20 protein-coding genes and 1 tRNA gene are annotated in these 19,849 nt (G+C 62.2%); 9 read left to right on the top strand and 12 right to left on the bottom strand.

Features of this window, described 5'->3' with window-relative positions:
• Window positions 1-33: 33 nt before the first annotated feature.
• The 4 genes from rlmB (at window position 34) to QP363_RS04950 (ending at window position 2,971) form a co-directional block, all read left to right on the top strand.
• The gene (gene rlmB, locus QP363_RS04935; protein WP_070445974.1) at window positions 34-984 is read left to right on the top strand and encodes a 23S rRNA (guanosine(2251)-2'-O)-methyltransferase RlmB; all 951 of its coding nucleotides are present in this window, start codon (window positions 34-36) and stop codon (window positions 982-984) included.
• Window positions 985-1,002: 18 nt separating this feature from the next.
• Window positions 1,003-1,737: an AAA family ATPase gene (locus QP363_RS04940; RefSeq protein ID WP_010188884.1), complete on the top strand. Its 735-nt coding sequence runs from the start codon at window positions 1,003-1,005 to the stop codon at window positions 1,735-1,737.
• On the top strand, window positions 1,734-2,384 hold the full coding sequence (locus QP363_RS04945) for an AAA family ATPase (RefSeq protein WP_284763100.1): 651 nt from the start codon (window positions 1,734-1,736) through the stop codon (window positions 2,382-2,384). The genes QP363_RS04940 and QP363_RS04945 overlap by 4 nt, the downstream gene beginning before the upstream one ends.
• Before the next feature lie 305 nt (window positions 2,385-2,689).
• Window positions 2,690-2,971, top strand: a complete 282-nt coding sequence (locus QP363_RS04950) for an ATP-binding cassette domain-containing protein (protein ID WP_080550367.1) — start codon at window positions 2,690-2,692, stop codon at window positions 2,969-2,971.
• Between the two features lie 33 nt (window positions 2,972-3,004).
• Here the strand turns inward: QP363_RS04950 and QP363_RS04955 are convergent, their stop codons facing one another.
• Genes QP363_RS04955 through QP363_RS04970 form a run of 4 tightly spaced genes read right to left on the bottom strand, consistent with a single transcriptional unit; the run spans window position 3,005 to window position 6,593 of the window.
• Window positions 3,005-3,844 (bottom strand): PHB depolymerase family esterase, encoded by an 840-nt coding sequence (locus tag QP363_RS04955; protein ID WP_070524571.1) that lies wholly within the window; start codon window positions 3,842-3,844, stop codon window positions 3,005-3,007.
• Window positions 3,845-3,853: 9 nt separating this feature from the next.
• Window positions 3,854-4,816 (bottom strand): metal ABC transporter permease, encoded by a 963-nt coding sequence (locus QP363_RS04960; protein WP_284763102.1) that lies wholly within the window; start codon window positions 4,814-4,816, stop codon window positions 3,854-3,856.
• On the bottom strand, window positions 4,794-5,495 hold the full coding sequence (locus tag QP363_RS04965; RefSeq protein WP_284763103.1) for a metal ABC transporter ATP-binding protein: 702 nt from the start codon (window positions 5,493-5,495) through the stop codon (window positions 4,794-4,796). The genes QP363_RS04960 and QP363_RS04965 overlap by 23 nt, the downstream gene beginning before the upstream one ends.
• Complete coding sequence (locus QP363_RS04970; protein ID WP_284763105.1) at window positions 5,496-6,593, bottom strand: metal ABC transporter solute-binding protein, Zn/Mn family; 1,098 nt, start codon at window positions 6,591-6,593, stop codon at window positions 5,496-5,498.
• Window positions 6,594-6,665: 72 nt separating this feature from the next.
• Here QP363_RS04970 and QP363_RS04975 point away from each other — a divergent pair, with 72 nt between their 5' ends.
• Entirely contained in the window at window positions 6,666-7,751 is a 1,086-nt protein-coding gene (locus tag QP363_RS04975) for a LacI family DNA-binding transcriptional regulator (RefSeq protein WP_070445994.1), read from the top strand.
• Here QP363_RS04975 and otsB read toward each other — a convergent pair.
• From otsB to QP363_RS05000, 5 genes are read right to left on the bottom strand one after another with little or no spacing between them, the layout of a single operon-like run.
• Entirely contained in the window at window positions 7,748-8,491 is a 744-nt protein-coding gene (gene otsB, locus QP363_RS04980) for a trehalose-phosphatase (RefSeq protein ID WP_070445997.1), read from the bottom strand. The two genes, QP363_RS04975 and otsB, sit on opposite strands and share 4 nt — an antisense overlap.
• 31 nt (window positions 8,492-8,522) lie before the next feature.
• The gene (locus QP363_RS04985; RefSeq protein ID WP_070446002.1) at window positions 8,523-9,047 is read right to left on the bottom strand and encodes a hypothetical protein; all 525 of its coding nucleotides are present in this window, start codon (window positions 9,045-9,047) and stop codon (window positions 8,523-8,525) included.
• A complete protein-coding gene (locus tag QP363_RS04990) occupies window positions 9,044-10,465 on the bottom strand; it encodes a trehalose-6-phosphate synthase (RefSeq protein ID WP_284763107.1) in 1,422 nt (473 codons plus the stop codon). Before QP363_RS04990 ends, QP363_RS04985 begins: the two co-directional genes overlap by 4 nt.
• A 2-nt stretch (window positions 10,466-10,467) precedes the next feature.
• Window positions 10,468-10,827, bottom strand: coding sequence for a hypothetical protein (locus QP363_RS04995; protein WP_070446010.1), 360 nt, complete (start codon window positions 10,825-10,827; stop codon window positions 10,468-10,470).
• Between the two features lie 50 nt (window positions 10,828-10,877).
• The gene (locus QP363_RS05000) at window positions 10,878-12,554 is read right to left on the bottom strand and encodes a threonine/serine exporter family protein (RefSeq protein WP_216381155.1); all 1,677 of its coding nucleotides are present in this window, start codon (window positions 12,552-12,554) and stop codon (window positions 10,878-10,880) included.
• Between the two features lie 185 nt (window positions 12,555-12,739).
• Here QP363_RS05000 and QP363_RS05005 point away from each other — a divergent pair.
• Window positions 12,740-12,812 (top strand) — tRNA-Thr (locus QP363_RS05005).
• Window positions 12,813-12,851: 39 nt separating this feature from the next.
• Here QP363_RS05005 and QP363_RS05010 read toward each other — a convergent pair.
• A complete protein-coding gene (locus tag QP363_RS05010; protein ID WP_070446013.1) occupies window positions 12,852-13,379 on the bottom strand; it encodes a TetR/AcrR family transcriptional regulator in 528 nt (175 codons plus the stop codon).
• The gene (locus QP363_RS05015; protein WP_070645592.1) at window positions 13,366-14,865 is read right to left on the bottom strand and encodes an MFS transporter; all 1,500 of its coding nucleotides are present in this window, start codon (window positions 14,863-14,865) and stop codon (window positions 13,366-13,368) included. The genes QP363_RS05010 and QP363_RS05015 overlap by 14 nt, the downstream gene beginning before the upstream one ends.
• Window positions 14,866-15,033: 168 nt before the next feature.
• Here QP363_RS05015 and QP363_RS05020 point away from each other — a divergent pair, with 168 nt between their 5' ends.
• Window positions 15,034-16,779: a pyruvate dehydrogenase gene (locus QP363_RS05020; RefSeq protein ID WP_070446019.1), complete on the top strand. Its 1,746-nt coding sequence runs from the start codon at window positions 15,034-15,036 to the stop codon at window positions 16,777-16,779.
• Between the two features lie 81 nt (window positions 16,780-16,860).
• Here QP363_RS05020 and QP363_RS05025 read toward each other — a convergent pair whose 3' ends face one another.
• Window positions 16,861-18,150 (bottom strand): MFS transporter, encoded by a 1,290-nt coding sequence (locus tag QP363_RS05025; protein WP_284763112.1) that lies wholly within the window; start codon window positions 18,148-18,150, stop codon window positions 16,861-16,863.
• 80 nt (window positions 18,151-18,230) lie between these two features.
• Between QP363_RS05025 and QP363_RS05030 the strand changes: the two genes are divergently transcribed.
• Both QP363_RS05030 and QP363_RS05035 read left to right on the top strand, forming a co-directional pair.
• Window positions 18,231-19,004, top strand: a complete 774-nt coding sequence (locus tag QP363_RS05030) for a MerR family transcriptional regulator (RefSeq protein WP_070711531.1) — start codon at window positions 18,231-18,233, stop codon at window positions 19,002-19,004.
• Window positions 19,005-19,135: 131 nt separating this feature from the next.
• On the top strand, window positions 19,136-19,840 hold the full coding sequence (locus QP363_RS05035; RefSeq protein WP_070446030.1) for a response regulator transcription factor: 705 nt from the start codon (window positions 19,136-19,138) through the stop codon (window positions 19,838-19,840).
• The last annotated feature ends 9 nt before the right edge of the window (window positions 19,841-19,849 follow it).

The following is a 19,849-nucleotide window of genomic DNA, read 5'->3' on the forward strand; positions in this document are numbered from 1 at the left end:
CACAGAAGTCGAGGACAACAAAGGAGAAGAATTATGGCACGTACCCATGGCCGCGGCGGCGCGGGCGCCCGCAAGTCCAATAAGAAGGGGGCTACGAAGGGCTCTGGTGGTCAGCGTCGCAAGGGCCTGGCCGGCAAGGGCCCTACGCCCAAGGCGGAGGACCGCGTCTACCACGCCAAGCACAAGGCGAAGCTGGAACGCGAGCGCCGCAATTCGGGCCGCCACCAGAAGGAGACCGCGGAGATGGTCGTTGGCCGCAACCCGGTCATCGAGTGCCTGCACGCCAAGGTGCCTGCTACCTCCCTCTACATCGTGCAGGGCACGCGTAATGATGCCCGCCTGTCGGAGGCAGTGGCCATGTGCAATACCCGCAACATCCCGATTCTTGAGGTCCAGCGCCACGAGATGGATCGCATGACCGGCAACGGCATGCACCAGGGCATTGGCCTGCAGATTCCGCCGTACAAGTATGCCGACGTTCATGACCTGATGGATCGGGCCCGCGATGCTCAGGAACCGGGTATGTTCGTCATCCTCGATAACATCACCGACCCGCGCAATCTCGGCGCAGTCATCCGCTCCGTCGCGGCCTTCGGCGGCCATGGTGTCATCATCCCAGAGCGTCGCTCCGCCTCCGTCACCGCGGTGGCCTGGCGTACCTCCGCCGGCACCGCCGCGCGCTTGCCGGTGGCTCGCGTGACCAACGTGACCCGCACGGTCCAGGACTTCCAGAAGGCCGGCTACCAGGTTGTTGGCCTGGATGCGGGAGGCGAGCACACCCTCGATACTTACAACGGTGGCACCGACCCCGTTGTCATCGTCATCGGCTCTGAGGGCAAAGGCATTTCGCGCCTCGTCCGCGAGAACTGCGATGCCATCATGTCCATCCCCATGACCGACTGGGTTGAATCCCTCAACGCCTCCGTGGCGGCAGGTGCGGTGCTTTCCGAGTTCGCCCGCCAGCGTCGCGCGGCCCAGAAGTAGGCTCACGCTTTCGTCGCCATGTTCCTCACGAGTGTGCGTCCCGCCCCGGAGCTTATTGGGGAGGGACTGCCCGGCGTGCCGGAACACATGCGCCGCCTGGGCGTGCTCATCGCAGCGCTGCCCGGCGGCGCCTTGCGTTTGCCTACGCCCGTGACCGTCGTCGTGGGGGATAACGGCGCCGGAAAATCCACGCTGCTCGAGGCCATCGCCGTGGGGCTTGGCGTCAATCCCGAGGGCGGCTCGCGCCACGCCCGGTTTGCCACCGGCGACGAGGACTATCCCGAGTGGCTCATCTGCTCGCGGGCGCACAACCCGCGCGACGTGTACTTCTTGCGCGGCGAGACCTTCCTCAACTTGAGCGAGTATCACCACCAGATCCACAGCCCGGAGAATCCCGATCCGCTCAGTGACCTGCCGTTTCTCAGCCACGGCCAGGGTCTGCTCGCCCTCGTCGAGAGACGCTTCCATTCTGACGGAATGATCATTCTCGACGAGCCGGAAGACGGCTTGTCCTATCCCCGGCAGGTCGAGGTTGTCACGCAGCTCGAGCGCCTCGCCGCCCAGGGCGCGCAGGTCATCCTCGCGACGCACTCGCCAGTCTTCCTCAGCATGCAAGGCGCGACCGTCTACGCGTTCGGCGACAAGGGGATTGCGCCCGTCGCTCCCGAAGCGACGGAAGCTGTCCACGCCGCGCGCGAGTTCCTTGCCGATCCATTGGGGACCGCCGCGTTTCTTATTGGGGAGGGCGAATGAGAGACTTCTATGTCGACGCCTATGCCGCGCTGGACGGCGGCCACGGACCTGAGTGGGTGTCCTCCGTTCCTGGTTTCGTGGCGCTGCGACGCCAAGGACTGGACCTGCGTGCGCCGGTGACCGTGCTGACCGGGGACAACGGGGTAGGAAAGTCGACGCTCGCCGAGGGCATTGCCTTCGAGTACGGCTTTCCTGAGCGCGGTGGGATATGGGGTGTGCAGCGCTCCGCCGGTCCCATCAATCCCCTCCGGAGGTGGGCGAGCCTGCGGCTAGGTACCGCGCCCAAGGACGGCTACTTCCTGCGAGCGGAGGCGCACTACAACGTTGGTTCGACCGCGATGTCGCATGGCGAGTCCGTCATGGACGTCGTGCAGCGTTCCTTTGATGGGCGCGGGCTCTACATCCTCGACGAGCCGGAATCTGGGCTTTCGCTCGTGCGGCAGATGGCGCTCATGGCGGAAATCCATCGCGCCGCGGAGGCGGGTGCGCAGTTCATCGTGGTGACGCACTCGCCGATTGTGGCAGCCATCCCCGGTGCGCGGATTGTTGAAATTACAGAAGATGGGTTCTTCCTTGAGCTGCGCGACGTGACACAGACGCTGGCGTTTCAGTCGTTGCGTGAGTTTCTCTACGCCTCCGGATGCTAGATTCAGGGCCGAGAAAGCTGGATGGCGATCTTTACTTCTTGGTTGCTGGCCAGTACTTCACATCTTGAACATTCAGATTGCGTGCGTGTGCCGAATACAAGGTTCTGGAGGATTGGGGTTCCACGGCTTAGAGACGAGGACGACTCGGTCCTTTGCCTGCCGTTTTCACCTTGTACAGATTCAGCTGCGGGTAACTTGAAGAATCTTCGCCAGCAAACCGTGACATCGAGAGTACATACATGCACAGACGTGTGCAACATCACGCTGGGACGTAATAATTCTCTAGATAACAACGGGTCGCAAGTGTGATTAGTCAGTACGCGAGAAAAGAAAACCTACGCGATGGAACGCGACCTCTACGCGATCGTCAACGACATTGCCGACCACTACAACAAGGTTCACTGAATGATGAACTGAAGGATCTTTTATCCCTTGTAGGCCTTTCATTGCACCACAGTGTTTCCTGCGAGCATGCTTCGCTCGGTATGAAACAGCGTCTAGGAATCGCCAAAGCACTGGTCGGTAATCCACAATTATTGCTTCTCGACGCTCACCTACGAACGGCCTCGACCCGAGGTTGGGGCTGAGTGGAGTGAGACACGATGGGGCGCACGTGCAGTCTAGAGCCCGAAGAATTCCTCCACGAGCTCGGCAGCGATGAAGGAATCCGTGTTTTTACCCAGGCGTGGGTCCAGCTCGTTGCCCGACGGGATGACGTGGCCCATGCCCTCGACGCTCACGAGCTCGACCGGCGCGCCGGTGGCGTCTGCCGGCTCCCAGCGGTCGACAACGGTGTCGGGGAAAAGGTGGGTGCGCTCTGGGCCGGCGGCATGGTTGAGCTCCGCGAAGCGTGCGGCGTTCTCCTGCGCGCCGGTGACGGCACCGCGGGTGCGCTTCGGGTCAATGCCCGCCGTTCCGCCCGTATAGGGCGCGAGCCGGTCGCCCGTGCCGTGGACGAACATGACCGGGGTGGGTTGGTACGCCGAGTCCGGATTGGTGGGCGCATGGTTGGCGCCGGCGCCGAGAGTGGAGGCGAAGACGCAGGCGGCATCGGCAAGCCCGGGGGCGTCGAAGAGCAAGCGGATAACCATCTGCCCGCCGTTGGAGAAGCCGCAGAGGAACACGCGGCCAATCTCCTGCTCCGCGCGCAGCTCGTCGAGGATGGCGCGCGTGAAGGCGACGTCATCGATGCCCAGCTCGCGCGCGGCGACGGGCAGGGTGGCGCGGGCATCGTTAAAGTGCTGTTCCACGCCGGTGGGGTAGACCGCAAGCATGCCGTGGCGGGTGGCGAGGTCATCGAACGTGCCGTTAGTGAAGCGGCGGATGACGTTCGCGGATTGCAGGGAGCCGTGGAAGAACAGGAGGAGGTCTCTCTGGCGCTCGACGTCATCATTCGGGCGGTACACGAGGTACGTGCGGGTGCGGTCTTGTAATTCGAGGCTACGGCGTTCCAAAGTCACGCATCTAGCCTAATCCTGATGCGCGCAGTGCTCATCGTGCGTCGAGGTGTGGTGTGTCTCGGCGTCGGCGCGATCGGTGGCGGCGCGGAAGTGTTCCTGGGAGGCGCGGCGGGCGGCGACGTCGTCGCGGACGGCCTTGCGGCTGCGAGCCCAGCCGATGCCGCGGCAGACCAGGTAAATAACAAAAGAGATGCTCGTGACGAAGACCGAGACGGGCAGGCCCGGCGCCAGGGAGAGGACCAGGCCGCCCACGGCGGAGACCTCCGCGAAGATGGTGGACCACATCACCGCGCGCAGTGGGGAGGAGGTAATCTGTACCGCCGCAGCACCCGGCGTGATGAGCAGCGCCATGACGAGCAGGGAACCGACAATCTGCACGGATTGCGCGGCCGTCAGGCCCACGAGGATGGCGAAACACACCGCCAGAGACTTCACCGGCACGCCGGCGGCTTGAGCCATGACGGGATCCGCGGAAGCGAAGAGCAGCGGGCGCCAGAACAGCGCCACCACGGCAACGATGATGGCGGTCGTCGCGGCGAGCAGCCACACCGACGCGGAGGAGACACCGACAATTTGTCCTGTCAGTAGCGTCATCGCGGTTTTGGCGTTGCCGGGGTAGAGGTGCAGGAACAAAACCGAGAGTCCCAGGCCGAAACTCATGACCACGCCGATAGCGCTGTCTTGTTGGCCTTTCAGTCCCAGCACCGCCAGGATGATGGCGGCGACGATGGCGCCGGCAATCGCGCCGAAGCCGATATTGAGGCCGAACAGCAGGGCGGCGGCCGCGCCCATGAGCGCGAGCTCAGAGGTGGCGTGCACAGAGAAGGACATTTGGCGCAGGACGATAAGTGAGGTCATCACTCCGGAAAGGATTCCGAGCAGCGCGCAGGCGATGAGCGAGGATTGCACAAAATCAACGCCCAGGAGGTACTGGGTATCTTCGATGAATTTAGACAACGATGAGCCTCCCATCGACGTTGAGAACAGTCACGGAGGAGCCATACAGTTCCGAGAGGACCTCGGAGCGCATGACCTCATCGACTGAACCGAACGTGTGGCCATTGGGCGCGAGGTAGAGCACTTTATCCACCACGCCCAGCACCGGGTTTATGCCATGGGTAACGAAGAGTACGGAGGTGCCGCGCTCGTGGCGCCACGCATTGAGCTTCTCGACGGTCGCCTGCTGCCGCGCTGGATCCAAAGACAACAGCGGCTCGTCCGCGAGGATGAGCTCTGGATCGTTGGCTAGGGCCTGGGCTTGGCGGATGAGCTGTTGCTGTCCACCGGAGAGCTGGCCCACGCGGCGGTCAGCGATGCCGGTGGCACCGACTTCGGCGAGGAGTTCGTCGACACGCCCCCGAGCAGGCCGTCGCTTCCGGAGCACGCCATGGGCGAGGGAGAGCGACACGAGATCCCGGGCGCGCAGGGGCAGGTCCTGGGGGAACATTCTTTGCTGTGGGATAAAGCCCACGCGGCAGTTGACGTCGACGCTGCCCGCGGTGAGCTGGCGGGTACCCAAGATAGTGCCGAGGAGCGTGGATTTGCCCACGCCGTTGGGGCCTAAAACGGCGATGAACTCGCCGCGGTCTACGGCGAGGTTCATGTCCGACCACAGCGGTTCTACTGCGGCGTTCTTAAAAGAGATGAGCACTTACACAGCCTCGAGTGCGTTGACGACTTCCTCGTAGTAGTCGAGGAAGTTGGTCCCCTCCGGCGGGGTTTCACCAATCTCTACCACCGGGATGTTCTTATCCTCGGCGGCGGCGCGGATGCGCTTGGTCATGTCGGTTTCGGTCTGTGGGTTAAAGATGAGCAGGTCGATCTTGTCCTGCTTGATGTCCTCAAGGAAGCGGGCCAAATCGGCGGCGGTGGGCTCGCCCTCAGCGACGGTGGCCTTGCGGTAGCCCTCCGGGGTGGCGTCGGTGCTGTCGGTGTACTTGAAGATGTAGTCCGCGATGGGCTCGGTCTGCGCGTAGTTGCGCTGCGGGAGCTTCTCGATGCGTGCCTTCAGTCCTTCCATACGTTCCACGAGTGGGTCGGCGGTCGCCTTGGCTTCTGGGTTGGCCTCGTTAACGAGGGTGGCGACCTCCGTCGCCACCTTCTCGATGGCGGCGGAGTCGTACCACACGTGCTCGTTGCCATCGATGTTGGTGACCTGCTCGGGGTGCTCGGCGGCAATCTTCTTGGCCTCGTCCATGGTCACGGTCTCGCCTTCGTGAGCGTGGTCATGGTCATGACCTTCTCCATGGTCATGGTGGTCATGACCATGCTCATCATGCGCGTGGTCGTGTTCCTCGCCATGCTCATGTTCTCCATGATCGTGATCGCCATGGTCATGCGCAGTAAGCGGCAGGGCGTGAATGATCTGGTCCTGGTTCTTGACGGCCTGGTAAAGCCAGGCGTCGTAGCCGCCGCCACCGGCGATGATGACGTCGGCCTCGTCGGCGCGGGCGATATCCGCGGCGGTGGGCTCGAAGTGGTGTGGGTCCACGCTGTTGCCGCTCACGATGGCGTGGACGTCGATATTGACGTCGGTCTGCGCGGTGTTGACGACCGCCTGGGCCACATCAGCCCAGATGGAGGTCGAGGCGACGACCTGAATGGTCTCCTTATCGGAACCGGCATCCGAGCCGCCATCGGCGTTATCGCCGCTGGAAGAACAGGCGCTCAGCGAGGCGGCGCCCAGCGTGGCAGCGAAGAGGAGGGCGGTGGGACGTCGGAAAGCGCGGCGTGGGAGGGAAGTGGTCATGTCCCTATTTCTACGCTTTAGTGAAAATTGTTGTCAAATGATAATAAGTTGAAAACGGGTAGTCTTACCGTCATGTCCAAACGCAGCACGACGCTGGCCTCCCTGGCAGCCGAACTCGGGGTTTCGCCCACCACGGTGTCCAACGCGTATAACCGCCCAGACCAGCTGGCCCCCGCCACCCGGGAGCGCATCCTCACCGCGGCGGCTGAGCGTGGCTACACAGGCCCGGATCCCACCGCGCGCAGCCTGCGCACACGCCGCCAGGGGTCGCTGGGCGTCCTGCTTACTGAGCACCTGTCCTATGCCTTCGAGGACATGGCCTCGGTAGATTTCCTCGCCGGCATGGCGGAGGCCTCGGCAGGGGCGAGCACGACGTTGACTCTCATCCCGGCCGGCCCAGATACCGTCGGTGCTCCCAATGACGCCCAGGCAGCGCAGCTCGTAGGGTCGGCGGCGGTTGATGGATTTGTGGTCTATTCCGTGGCGGCGGGTGATGCTTACCTTGAAGCCGTGCAACGCCGCGGCTTGCCGGTGGTGGTGTGTGACCAGCCCACGGATTCGGGCTTGCCCTTCGTGGGCATCGATGACCGCGCCGCGATTGCCCCGGCGGCGCAGGCGCTTGTCGACGCCTCCCATACCCGCATCGGCATCCTTGCCATCCGCCTATACCGCGAGCGCCTCGATGGTGAAGTGACGGCTGCGCAGCTAGCTGCGGCGGATATGCACGTGCAACGCTCACGTGTATTGGGTGCGCTCGATGTCTTTGCAGACGCGGGACTCGATCCTGCAGGCATCCCCGTGGTGACGCGCCACATCAATGATCCACGCACCGCTTATGCGGCCGCAGAGGAATTGCTGACTAGGCACCCGGATCTCACCGCGGTGTTGTGTACGACGGACTCGATGGCGCTTGGCGTAATCGCTTATGCACGCGATCATGGAATCGCGGTTCCCGAGCAGCTTTCTGTTACCGGCTTCGACGGCATTGCGCCCGCCTTGGCGCTGGGCCTGAGCACCGTCGTGCAGCCGAACAAGGAAAAGGGGGCGGCGGCGGGGCGCATGCTGGCCAGCCTCATCGATGGGCGCGGAGAGGTGCCGCGCGCGTTGTTGGAGACCACCTTCCATCCCGGGCGGACCGTGGCCCCGGCTGGGGCTTAAGCGCTGTGCTGCGCGCGGGCGGCGGCGAGTTCTTCGAGGAACTCCGTCACCGCCGCGATATCGGGCACGCGCAGCGCCGCTTGCGTTGCGCCCTCACCGACCTTGACGCCGAGGTCCGGCGGTTGGTTGAGCAGGGCGAAGCCGTCTTCATCGGTGGTGTCATCCCCCAAGAAGACCACTGCCGTGGCGCCGACGCGCTGGCGAAGCTTCTCAAGCCACGTGCCTTTCGTGGCCTGTGTAGCAGAAAACTCGACGACGCACTTGCCCGCTGTCTTGGGGAAACCATCGGCGCTGAGAGCCTCGCCTTCTGCATACGCCGCGGCCGCCGCGTCAGGATCCTGCAATTCTAGTGTCCGCAGGTGCAGCACGCGCTGGAAGGGTTTGACCTCCAGTTCCGCGCCGGGGTGGCGCGCGATGATTTCTCTGAGCTCTGCTTCTTTCTTCGCCAGGTGAGCTTCCATCTCCGGAGTGAGGGCGGAATCCTCCCACGAGGACTCGGCGCCATGCGAACCGCCCAAAAGTACCGGTTCGCGCAGCGGGCATACCTGTTTTAGGCCCTCGAGGTGCCGGCCGGAGAGCACCGCGGCGGTGGTGTTCGGGAGCTCCGCTAAGGTGGCCAGGGCGTCGAGCGAGCGCTGCTCCGGCTTTACATCATACGCGTTGCGTGCGAAGCCCGCTAAGGTGCCATCAAAATCGGAAACAACCGCGAGGTGTTCTGCGGAGGCGAGAGCATCAATCATGCTTCCCACCCTAGCGCCGAAAACTTCAAGGCTACAGCGAGGCCATCCGGATGATCGGTGAGTCCACCTTGTCAGTGCGCAGCGTCAACACCAGCTGGTTGTTCGGGTTAAGCCCGAAATCGAATTCATGGCCCTCAGCAATGAGGTTGCGCATGAGTGAATCGGCCCACTGTATCGAGCCCTCGCAGTCAGCACTGCGCGGCGGGCTCTCATAAGTGGCTTTCTCCACCCGCATCACGTCGCCCTCCCAGATGGTGGAGGCCTTGTCATCCTTGTGGAAGGAAACCTCGGCAGTGAAGGAAACACAGCCGGTCGAGCCCACAGCGGTGTGTTCACCGAAGCTCATGTGCGGCACGTGTGCAGTATCGGCGGGCAGGGAGGAAGGAGCATCCGGAGATGTATAGAGGTTAATGACCTGCCAATCCTTGTCCAGGATGCGCTCATCGCCGCGCGGCGCAGGCTCCTCCTCGGCGGAGCCACACCCGCTCAGACCAAGCGTGAGCAGCGCCGTGCCGAGCACAGCGGTGAGCGCTGCGGCGGGCCGGCGCCGCATCATGCTTCCTCCTGGTTCAGTGCGCCGAGGAAGGACTGCGACCACAGTGCGATATCGTGCTGACGCACCTGCTCGTTCATCGCAATCATGCGCTCGCGCATGGTATCAGGAGATTCCTCCAGTGCCTTGACCGCGGAGAGTAGAGCGCGTTTGATGGACTCGATGTCGAAGGGATTGCACAGGTTGGCTTGGGTAAGCTCTGCTGCAGCGCCCGCGAATTCGGAGAGCACGAGCGCGCCGGAGCCATCGCTGTGGGAAGCCACGTATTCCTTGGCCACCAGATTCATACCGTCCTTGAATGGTGTGACCAGCATGATGTCTGCGAGCCGGTAGTAGCGCCGTAGTACGTCTTTCGGGACTGAGCTGTGCTGGTAATGCACCACGGGTGCTCCTAAGCGCCCAAAGCGTCCATTGATGCGGCCCACGGCTTCCTCCACCTTCGAGCGCGTGGCGCGGTAGTGATCGATGCGCTCGCGCGAGGGAGTAGCTAGTTGGACGAAGGTCACCTCGTCCGGGTCCAGCGCCCCGGTCTCGAGGAGTTCCTCGAAGGCAGTGAGGCGCTGCAGGATGCCCTTCGTGTAATCCAAGCGGTCGACCCCCAAAATGACGTGTGCGGGGTTGCCCAACTCAGCGCGGAGCTGGACGACGTCCTCTGCATCGCCACCCTCAGCGAACTCACTCGCTGCAATGGAGATGGGAAAGGCGCCGACCCCGACGGAATGACCGCTATTCGTCACGATGCGGGCGGTCACCTCGCGGGTGCTGACCTCACCTTCTACTGTGAGGCCCTGGGTGCGAGCCAGCTCCACGAAGTTGCGGGCGTTGGATTCGAGGTGGAAGCCGATCAGGTTGGCGTCGAGAAGCCCCCGCACCAACTCTTCACGCCACGGCAACTGGCGGAAGAGATCCGGGGAAGGGAAGGGGATGTGGAGGAAGAAACCGATAGTGAGATCGGGGCGCAGTTGGCGCAGGATGCCAGGCACCAGCTGCAGCTGATAGTCCTGCACCCACACCGTGGCATTCTCCGCAGCGACGGCCGCTACCTCGTTGGCAAAGCGCAGGTTGACCTCGCGGTAGGTGTCCCACCAATCGCGGTTATAGATGGGGGTGACGATGAGATCGTGATAGAGCGGCCACAGGGTGGCGTTGGAAAAACCCTCGTAAAAGGCCTCAAAATCCTCATTCGTGAGGCGTACCGGGTGAAGTAGAACGCCGTTGTCGGTGGTGAAAGGCTCGGGAGCTTCGTCGGCCACGCCCGGCCAGCCCACCCAGCAGCCCCGGTGTTCTTCTAGGACAGGGGAGAGCGCGGTGACGAGGCCGCCCGGGGAGGCCTTCCACTCACGGGTGCCGTCGGCGGCGGTTTCGAGGTCCACCGGCAGCCGGTTGGCCACGACTACGAAGCTATTGCTGCGCCCGGACATAACTAGGCCTTCTTCGTGGCCTTTTTAGTTGCCTTCTTGGTAGCTTTTTTGCTCGACTTCTTAGTGGCCTTCTTGGTGGCTTTCTTCGTAGCCTTCTTTGTCGTCTTCTTGGTGGACTTCTTGGAGGCCTTCTTCGTTGCCTTCTTGCTGCTCTTCTTCGGAGCGGCATCGGCTTGCTCAGCCAAAACCTTGCGGTGGACCAAGCCTTCTGGTTCGACGCCCAGCATCGACATGAGGGTCACGCCGTCGAGGAAATCCTCCGCATAGGTGGCGACGACGCGACGCGCGGCGCGGGCGGTCTCTTCCTCTACAGCATGAGTCTGATCAGCGGCGGGCTGAGTATCTGTGACCTTTGGTGGCACGGAGTCCTCCTGGGATGAAGTGTGAAAGCTTTCAGACCGGCTATTCTACGCTATTGCGAGTCCGTTGGGGCGCTCGGGTCATCTTTGCCGGGCACTGTGTAGGTGGGGCGCTGCGCTGGAAATTGCGTGGTGACGGGCCACATGTCCGTGACGGCATCGCCCTGCTGGAAGCGCGCCTGCTGTGCAGGCGTCGGCGGTTTGGGGCCGTACTGCGGCGGTGGGGCTGGCAGGTTGTGACGCGGAGCGAAGGGCGATAGGGGAACGCGCGGAATGCGGGCGCGCTGGGCCAAGCGGGTGGCACGCGAGAAGGAGAACGTGCCCAAGCGCTTGATCGAGTTATAAGGCCGGAAGTATTGCGGGCGGCGCAGGCGGCGGGCCACTCGCTCGCCGAAGACCACGCCAGCGGCTAGTGCACCGGAAATGGCGAGGGCGCTGGCCAGGTTGGTCAGGCCGGTAATGAGCTGTTCGTTGAGCATGGCGTACATGCCGCGGTACAAAGTCAGACCCGGCAGCATGGGGGTATAGCCCACGATCATGGTGATGAGCGGCGGCATCATGTAGCGGCGGGAGAGGAGACCACCGGCGAGGCCGACCGCCACGGCCGAAATACCGGAGGCGACGACAGCTCCGACGCCTAATAAGACGACGAGGAAATAGTAGAAAATCATACCGGCGGCTGCGGTGAGCCCGGAGATGGTGACCTCGGACCACGACGCTCCCAGCGCTAGTGCGAAGGCAGCAGAACCGATTCCACCGCACAGCACCAGAAGGGGGATCTGGTGATAGACGGGCGGGGCGAGTGTCGCCAGTGGCGGCAGGCTGAAGCCCAACCACGAAGCCACCTGGATACCTAGACCGACGCCGGCGATGATGGCGCCGGTGGACATGAGCGCCTCAAAGAACTTGGCGGATGAGGTCACGGGCGCGCGGGTGATCCCGTCCACCAAACACTGCACCAAGGTCAGGCCCGCCACCAGGATGATGATTCCGGAACCGATGATTTGGGAAGGTAGCATCTGGATGCCAAATCCCGCGAAGATGTTGTAGAGGATGGCCGCGGGGACAACGGCGAGTAGGCCGCCGACGAGGTTCTGATAAAAGGGCGGCAAGCGATAGTCCGCCAGGAACATGTTCGTGCCCATAATGAGTGCCGAAATGAGGAAGGTGACAACCCCGACGAGAAGGTCGCCGCCCAGCATCACGGCGATGAATCCACCCATGGCACCCCACGCGCTGACGATGGTGGTCTTGGAATAAGGGTTCTTCATCGCGTCGATGTCATCCAGGATTTTCTCCGCCATTGCCGGCGGGGTAGCACCGGAGTGGATGGAGCGGATGAGCCGGTCGACAGCGGAGAGCTTAGTGAAGTCCACGGCGATGCTCGGTGCCACGCGGAAGACATGGAGGTTGTGCCGCTCCGGTCCGGTGCCGATGGAGGTGTGGATGGTGATGGTGTTCATCAGAATCGACACGTGGCAGTAGTGCAGACCATAGGAGGAAGCGACGAGGTGAATCTGCGCTTGCACGTCGGTATTGGCTGAGCCCGCCGCAATGAGGATTTCACCAACGCGTGCGGCGATTTCCATGACGCCTGTGACCTGGGCCGGATCGGTGAGATCGACAGGGGCTAGAGGGGAGGGCGGTGGTGCGGCCTTTGCAGCGTCGATGGTGGCGACGGAGGCCGAACGGTACAGCAGGCGCTGGCGCAAGGAAGAAAGAACAGACACGGAAAAGATAGACCTCAACAACACTTCTGGGTTCGGTAAGTCAGCACTTTAGTAACTGCCGTCGATTTATGCACCTGCCAGTGCTTTTCGCGGCTTTTACGTTCACTTTTTCGCAGCGCAAGCACCCTGACTTTCTCTGTATGGGGTGGGCTCAGGTACGATTCCCCTAGCGGATGAGCCGCGGTGCTGGAGTGGCGCAATTGGTAGCGCAACGCACTTGTAATGCGTAGGTTGCGAGTTCAAGTCTCGTCTCCAGCTCAAAAGGGCCTTTTCAAGGCCCTTTTTTCATTCTGGGGGTTATTCGGCGAGGTGGCCTAAGGCGACGTCGATAAGCGCGCGGCGTCTCTGCGGCGGCAGGGGGCGGTCGGTGAGGTGATCGTGCACCCACAGGCCGTCTGCGATGATTGATGCCAGCACGACGGATTCATCCTCCGCGGCAGGATCAGGCAGCCAGCGCCCATCGACGTCCCTCCACACCTTTTGGAAGTCCGGATGGGACTGCGAGTGGATGGACATGAGCAATTCAATGAGCGGGTCATTCTTGCCCATCGACTCCAAGGTGGCGCGGTAGCGCTGGCGAGGACTCAACTGCTCCGCCGTTTTGCCACCGGAGAGACCGATGAGCTCTTCCTCCCAGCGCTCCGCGCACAGCTTATGGCAATCAATGAGCAGCTCGTGCCGGGTAGGAAAGTGGTAGATGAGCCCCGATTTACTCATGCCCGTGGCAGTGGCCAGGGAATCGTAGGTGAGGGCGTGAACGCCATCCTTCTCGATGATGGCGAGCGCCTTTTCGAGCGCCTCAACCTTTTTACTAATGCGTGGCATCGGCACCTCCGGAGGTTGGGTTGCTGCGGAAGCACCAGCCGGTGACCGCAGCAAAAATGAGCATGACTACGCCAAGTCCGGCGGCGGTGGCCAAGTAAGCATCGGTGTATGCGGGGCCGGCGGCCTCCGCGAGCGAGGGGTCGTGGAGTGCATCCATGCCTAGGTCCCGGATGTCCTCTGGCAGCCCGCTCTTATAGAGCATAGGCAGCACCGAACCGGTGACCGCAATGGACAGCAGCGTGCCGAATTCATAGGAAACTTCCTCCACACCCGCGGCCATACCGGAACGCGAGGCAGGCGCGGCGCCGATGATGGCGGTGGAGGATACCGACATCACGAACCCCGCGCCGAGGCCGGTGATGAACAGGCCAACCAGGTATGCGGGGAACACGTCGTGCGTGCCGCCCCACACCACGCAGCCAATGCCCGCTGCCATAGCGAGGAAGCCGCCGGCGATGATGGGCAAGAAGCCCCAGCGGTGCAGGTTAGCCCCGCCCAGCGCGGACATCGGCAGCGCGGCCAGCGCGATGAGGGAAATGATGAGCCCAGCGTGCAGTGGGGAGTAGAGGTCCACCAACTGCAGCTTCTGCGTGGTGGTCATTTCCAGCCCGGCCATGCCAAACATGGCGCCGGCTGCGGCCAACACGCCGCCGCTGAAGATGGGGGAGCGGAAGATATCGAAGGTGAGAAGCGGCTCCTCCAGTGTGTGCTGGCGGCGAGTAAAGAGGACAGCGCCTATGAGGCAGGCGGCCAGCGCGCCACCAATAAGCATGGCGTTGAGGTGGGAGCTGGCTACGGACTTGATGACGAGCACTAGGGAGGCCAGCGTGATCAGTGCGTAAAGGGAAGACAAGAAATCCCAATGCTTCGCTGGGTTCGCCACGTTCGGTGGGGCGAGGAAGGCAGTGAGGATGAGGGCGATGATCACGATGGGCACGTTGACCAAAAAGACCGATCCCCACCAGAAGTGCTCAAGCAAAAAGCCGCCCACCGTGGGGCCTGCGGCCGCGCCAACGACGGCAATGGAGCCCCAAATGCCGATGGCCGTGTTGCGCTCAATCTCATCTTCAAAGGTCAGACGAATCAGAGCCAGGGTAGCGGGCATCATGATGGAGGCGCCAAGACCCAAGAAGGCGCGGGCAGCGACGAGCTCCCACGCGCCGGGCGCTAGCGCTGCGGTCAGAGACGCGATGCCGAAAATCCACAGGCCGATGACGAACATGCGGCGGTGGCCAATTTTATCGCCCAGAGTTCCGGTGCCCAGCAGGAGACCGGCAAGCATGAGTGCATAGGCGTTGATGATCCATAGTTGCTGCAGCGAAGTGGCGTGGAGCTGCTCGGAGAGCTCCGGCAGGGCTGTGTAGAGGATTGAGTTATCCAAGCCGATCATGAGCAGGCCTAAAGAGACCACGCCAAAGAAGGTCCATCGGCGGGTCGCTGAGGTCCGAAGCATCTCTGCCGAGGTTTCCGTTCGTGCATCTGTCATGCTGCGAAACTATAGCGAACGGTCGTTACAGTTTCAAAGCTCAAGAAGCGTGTTTGTTGTCGAAGTCACAAAGCCTCTACTACGTGAGAAGGCAGCTGTAAGGTGGCGAAATGTGCCCGGTGCGGGGACACTGGGGGCCGTTAGCGATAAAAGTTAGAGAGGTACAACATGGCACGCAATTACGCCACGCAGCTCGTGGAAACTCTGGAAGCCCAAGGGGTCAAGCGCATCTATGGCCTCGTTGGTGATTCCCTCAATCCCATCGTGGATGCGGTGCGTCAATCCTCCATCGAGTGGGTGCACGTCCGCAATGAGGAGGCCGCGGCTTTCGCCGCTGAGGCAGATTCCCTCACCACTGGCAACCTTGCCGTGTGTGCCGCCTCCTGCGGTCCGGGAAATACGCACCTTATTCAGGGGCTTTACGACGCCCACCGCAACGGCGCCAAGGTCCTCGCCCTAGCCAGCCACATTCCTTCCCGCCAGATCGGCTCGAAGTTCTTCCAGGAAACCCACCCGGAGGCCATCTTCCAGGAGTGCTCCGGCTACTGCGAAATGGTCAACTCCGCTGAGCAGGGAGGTGTGGTCCTGCACCATGCCATCCAGAGCACCATGGCCGGCAAGGGTGTGTCCGTCCTCGTCATTCCGGGCGATGTCTCCACTCAAGAGGCGGAAGAGGACACCTTCACCTCCTCCGTTATTTCCTCCGGACGCCCGGTTGTCTACCCGGACCCGGCAGAGGCCGCTGCGCTGACCCAGGCCATTAATGAGGCTAAGACCGTCGCTCTCTTCGTCGGTGCTGGCGTCAAGGATGCGCGCGAGCAGGTTCTTGCGTTGGCCGAGAAGATCAAGGCTCCCATCGGTCACGCCCTGGGCGGCAAGATGTACATCCAGTACGACAACCCCTTCGACGTCGGCATGTCCGGATTGCTCGGCTACGGCGCGGCACACGAGGCCACCCACGAGGCGGACTTGCTTATCCTGCTGGGCACGGACTTCCCCTATAACGACTTCCTGCCGGATGCCAACGTGGCCCAGGTCGATATCGATGGCTCCCACATTGGCCGCCGCACCCGCATTAAGTACCCGGTGACGGGTGATGTCGCCGCCACCATTGAGAACATCCTGCCGCACGTCGATGAGAAGAAGGACCGCTCCTTCCTCGACAAGATGCTCAAGAATCACTACGACAAGCTGCACCACGTCGTTGAGGCCTACACCTCTGGCGTGGAGAAGCACACGCCGATCCACCCGGAGTACATCGCAGACCTCATTGACCAGCAGGCCGATGAAGACGCCATCTTTACCGTCGATACCGGCATGTGCAACGTGTGGGGCGCGCGCTACATCACTGCGAACGGCAAGCGCGAGCAGATTGGCTCCTTCCGCCACGGAACTATGGCCAACGCACTGCCGATGGCCATCGGTGCGCAGGCGGCGCACCCGGAACGCCAGGTCATCACTTTCTCCGGCGACGGTGGGCTGTCTATGCTCATGGGCGAGCTGCTCACCGTGAAGCTGCACAACCTGCCGGTGAAGATGTTCGTGTTTAACAACTCTTCCCTCGGCATGGTCAAGCTGGAGATGCTGGTCCAAGGCCTGCCGGAGCATGAGACCGACCACGAGCACGTCAACTTCGCCCAGATCGCGGAAGGCGCAGGCATCAAGCACTTCCGCATCGAGGATCCGAAGGACGCGCCGCGCCTTATCAAGGAGGCCTTGGCCTACGACGGCCCTGCGCTTATCGACGTCGTCACGGACCCGAACGCCCTCTCCCTGCCGCCGACACTCACCTTCGAGCAGCTGCTGGGCTTCTCCAAGGCAGCGACCCGCACCGTCTTCGGTGGCGGCGTGGGTCAGATGCTCTCCATGGCGAAGTCCAACCTGCGCAACATTCCGCGTCCACAGGACTTCTAGCGTGAGCGCTTCGCTCTCACGCTAGAAGGGGCCGACGCACCACAAGGAACCCACGCCCTGCGGCTCCACCCCGCGACAGCGTTATGCTTTCGCGGGGTCTTTGACTGGGATGAGCACGAGCGCTCCGACGAGGAGGACTAGCCCTATGGCGAGCACGCCTCCCCGGTCTCCTTGGCCCATCAGGAAGACGAAGACGCCGAACAGGAAAGGCGTCAACCACGCTACGGCACGCCCGGTTGTGGCGTAGAGGCCAAACATCTCGCCTTCACGTCCTGGCGGGGCAACGCGCGCCAAGAAGCCGCGGGCGGAAGCCTGGGCTGGTCCCACGCACAGGCACAGGATGAGCCCGCAGATCCAGAAGGCCGTCGGGCCTTGCGCGAAGAACATGATGCCCGCCATCAACGTCAGAATTGTCAGGCAGGTGAGGATGATGGCTTTGGGGCCCACGTGGTCGTCGATCAGCCCGCCCGCAACCGCGCCCAGTGCGGCCGCAACGTTGGCGGCAACGCCGAAGATGAGGACGTCGCCAGGCGAAAGCCCATAGACGGATACGCCCAACACCGCCCCGAAGCTGAACACGGCCGAGAGCCCATCACGGAAGATGGCAGAAGCGAAGAGGAAGACAAAGGCGTTGCGATCCTCTCGCCACAGCGTGTGCACCGTGCGCCACAGCTCACGGTACGACGCTGTGAGGCCGCCCGCTGCTTCACCCGACGGTGCAATCTCCGGCACGCGCAGCAGCACGGGAATGGCAGATAGCCCAAACCACGCCGCGGCGAGCAGTGCCACGAGCCGAATATTCCAGCCGCCCTCCGTGGATAGCCCAAGTCCGCCTCCCTCTCCGGAGACGAAGCCGAAGTAACAGATGAGCAGCAGCACGATGCCACCGAAATAACCCGCCGACCAGCCCAGGCCAGATACCCGGCCCACCTTGTCCTCGGTGGCCACCTGGTTGAGCTGGGCAAAGTAATTGATTTCGGCGAATTGGATGGTCACCGAACCTACCGCCAAGCCGACAAGCCCCAGCCAGAAATACACGGGCGCATCATTGCGGATGAAAAACAGGCTGGCCATGACCAGGAAGGTCAGCAGCGACCAGAAGCCCAGCGCGCGCCGCCGCGTGCCCAACCGGTCGGAACGCTGACCCATCACGGGGGTGACCGCAAAAATCACCAGACCCGCCACCGTCATAGACCACGACAACCACTGCGCCGGGGTGAACTGCGAGTCAATGTGTTGGCCCACCGAGTCGGTGAGATAGACCGAGAAAATAAACGTCACGAGAACCGCGTTGAAGGCAGCCGAACCCCAGTCCCACAGGGCCCAAGCAGCCACGGTGAGGCGGTCAGTGCGTTTCGAGGCTTGCGTCATGCTTCATTATCGTAGGCAAAAATATGTGCTGAGTGGCAGGAGTTGCACTTAACGCGACGTCAACTTTTAGGCTCAACGTCATGCGTAATGACTACAGCATCGGCGACGTTGCCGAAATCCTCAAAGTCACCACCCGCACGTTGCGGCACTGGGATGACATTGGGCTGCTCAGCCCACAGTGGCGCACTGGGGGTGATCACCGCCTGTACACCGAAGATGACGTGCAGCGCGGGATGGACATCCTGATATATCGCAGCGTGGGAATTGAGCTGAAGGACATCGCAGTGCTTCTCGATGCCCCTTCCTCCGCCACTCTGGCCCGCCTCCGAGGCCAACACGAGGCTTTACAGAAGCGGCGAGCCGACGTCGATGCGATGTTGTACGCAGTGGAAAGACTGATTGAGGAGACCGAAATGGATAAGAACCTAAGCCCCAGTCAAAAAGTGCGCAATCTGGGTGATGCATGGCCCCAACTGCAGGAAGAAGCCCGCGAGAAGTGGGGAGACAGCAAAGAATGGGCGGCGAGTGCGGCCGCTGCGGAATCGATGGGGAAGAAGGATTGGGAAGGATTCTCCGTGGATCATGAAAACTTTGCGGCCGAGCTAGAGGAGTCCGCGAACGCAGGGCTTGAACCGGGCAGCGAGGGGGCGAAGGAAATCGTCGACAAGCACCGCGACCTCATTGCTCAGTGGTACCCAGTGTCGAGGTCCAAGCAAGTGATCTTGGCTCGCATGTACTGCGAGGATCCGCGCTTCGATGAGACCTATCGCGGTAATGCCGGCTACTTGCGTCAGCTGATTGAAGCACAAGCCCAGGCAGAAGGGCTGGATCTGGGTAATCTCGTGTGGGACTGATTTGTTCACAGCGCACGTCCAGACTCCGCTCAGTACCCTGGGAAGGCGTAGTGCAATACTTCTCACTTTGAATGAGAAACCCCCACGCCACCTAGTCATAGGAACAGCGGAGAAAGGACCAGAGCGGGACCATGGATGATTCAAAGGACGTCAAGGTACTTGTCGTCGATGACGAGCCCAATATCGTTGAACTACTTACTGTTTCCCTGAAGTTTCAGGGCTTCGATGTACACAGCGCCAACTCCGGCAACGAAGCCCTGCGCATCGCGCGGGAGATCAACCCTGATGCCTACATCATGGACGTCATGATGCCGGGCATGGATGGTTTTGAGTTGCTGGGCAAGCTGCGCGCGGAAGGCCTCGACGGCCCCGTCCTCTACCTCACCGCCAAAGACAGCGTGGATCAGCGAATCCATGGCCTGACCATTGGGGCGGATGATTACGTCACCAAGCCCTTCAGCCTGGAAGAGGTCATCACCCGCCTGCGCGTGATCCTGCGCCGCGGCAGCACAGTGGATGACCAGAACGGTGACGCCACCATGACCTATGCCGACCTCACCCTCAACGATGACACCCACGAGGTCACCAAGGCAGGGGAGATCGTGGAGCTTTCGCCCACCGAGTTCAATCTGCTGCGCTACCTCATGCAGAACCGCGAGGTGGTGCTGTCCAAGTCCAAGATTCTGGATAACGTCTGGCACTACGACTTCGGCGGCGATGGCAACGTGGTCGAGTCCTACATCTCCTACCTGCGCCGCAAGATTGATACCGGCGATACACCGCTCATCCACACCGTCCGCGGCGTTGGTTATGTGCTGCGCACACCGCGCTCGTAGGCTTTTTCA

This window comes from Corynebacterium sp. UMB6689 (assembly GCF_030215295.1).
GTDB classification, from domain to species: Bacteria; Actinomycetota; Actinomycetes; order Mycobacteriales; family Mycobacteriaceae; genus Corynebacterium; species Corynebacterium aurimucosum.

Bases quoted from the DNA above. Each gene is read 5' to 3' on its own strand.
- rlmB (WP_070445974.1), top strand. From the start codon at position 34: ATGGCACGTACCCATGGCCGCGGCGGCGCGGGCGCCCGCAAGTCCAAT.
- QP363_RS04940 (WP_010188884.1), top strand. From the start codon at position 1,003: ATGTTCCTCACGAGTGTGCGTCCCGCCCCGGAGCTTATTGGGGAGGGA.
- QP363_RS04945 (WP_284763100.1), top strand. From the start codon at position 1,734: ATGAGAGACTTCTATGTCGACGCCTATGCCGCGCTGGACGGCGGCCAC.
- QP363_RS04960 (WP_284763102.1), bottom strand. From the start codon at position 4,816: ATGGGAGGCTCATCGTTGTCTAAATTCATCGAAGATACCCAGTACCTC.
- QP363_RS04970 (WP_284763105.1), bottom strand. From the start codon at position 6,593: ATGACCACTTCCCTCCCACGCCGCGCTTTCCGACGTCCCACCGCCCTC.
- QP363_RS04975 (WP_070445994.1), top strand. From the start codon at position 6,666: ATGTCCAAACGCAGCACGACGCTGGCCTCCCTGGCAGCCGAACTCGGG.
- otsB (WP_070445997.1), bottom strand. From the start codon at position 8,491: ATGATTGATGCTCTCGCCTCCGCAGAACACCTCGCGGTTGTTTCCGAT.
- QP363_RS04985 (WP_070446002.1), bottom strand. From the start codon at position 9,047: ATGATGCGGCGCCGGCCCGCCGCAGCGCTCACCGCTGTGCTCGGCACG.
- QP363_RS04990 (WP_284763107.1), bottom strand. From the start codon at position 10,465: ATGTCCGGGCGCAGCAATAGCTTCGTAGTCGTGGCCAACCGGCTGCCG.
- QP363_RS05010 (WP_070446013.1), bottom strand. From the start codon at position 13,379: ATGCCACGCATTAGTAAAAAGGTTGAGGCGCTCGAAAAGGCGCTCGCC.
- QP363_RS05015 (WP_070645592.1), bottom strand. From the start codon at position 14,865: ATGACAGATGCACGAACGGAAACCTCGGCAGAGATGCTTCGGACCTCA.
- QP363_RS05020 (WP_070446019.1), top strand. From the start codon at position 15,034: ATGGCACGCAATTACGCCACGCAGCTCGTGGAAACTCTGGAAGCCCAA.
- QP363_RS05025 (WP_284763112.1), bottom strand. From the start codon at position 18,150: ATGACGCAAGCCTCGAAACGCACTGACCGCCTCACCGTGGCTGCTTGG.
- QP363_RS05030 (WP_070711531.1), top strand. From the start codon at position 18,231: ATGCGTAATGACTACAGCATCGGCGACGTTGCCGAAATCCTCAAAGTC.
- QP363_RS05035 (WP_070446030.1), top strand. From the start codon at position 19,136: ATGGATGATTCAAAGGACGTCAAGGTACTTGTCGTCGATGACGAGCCC.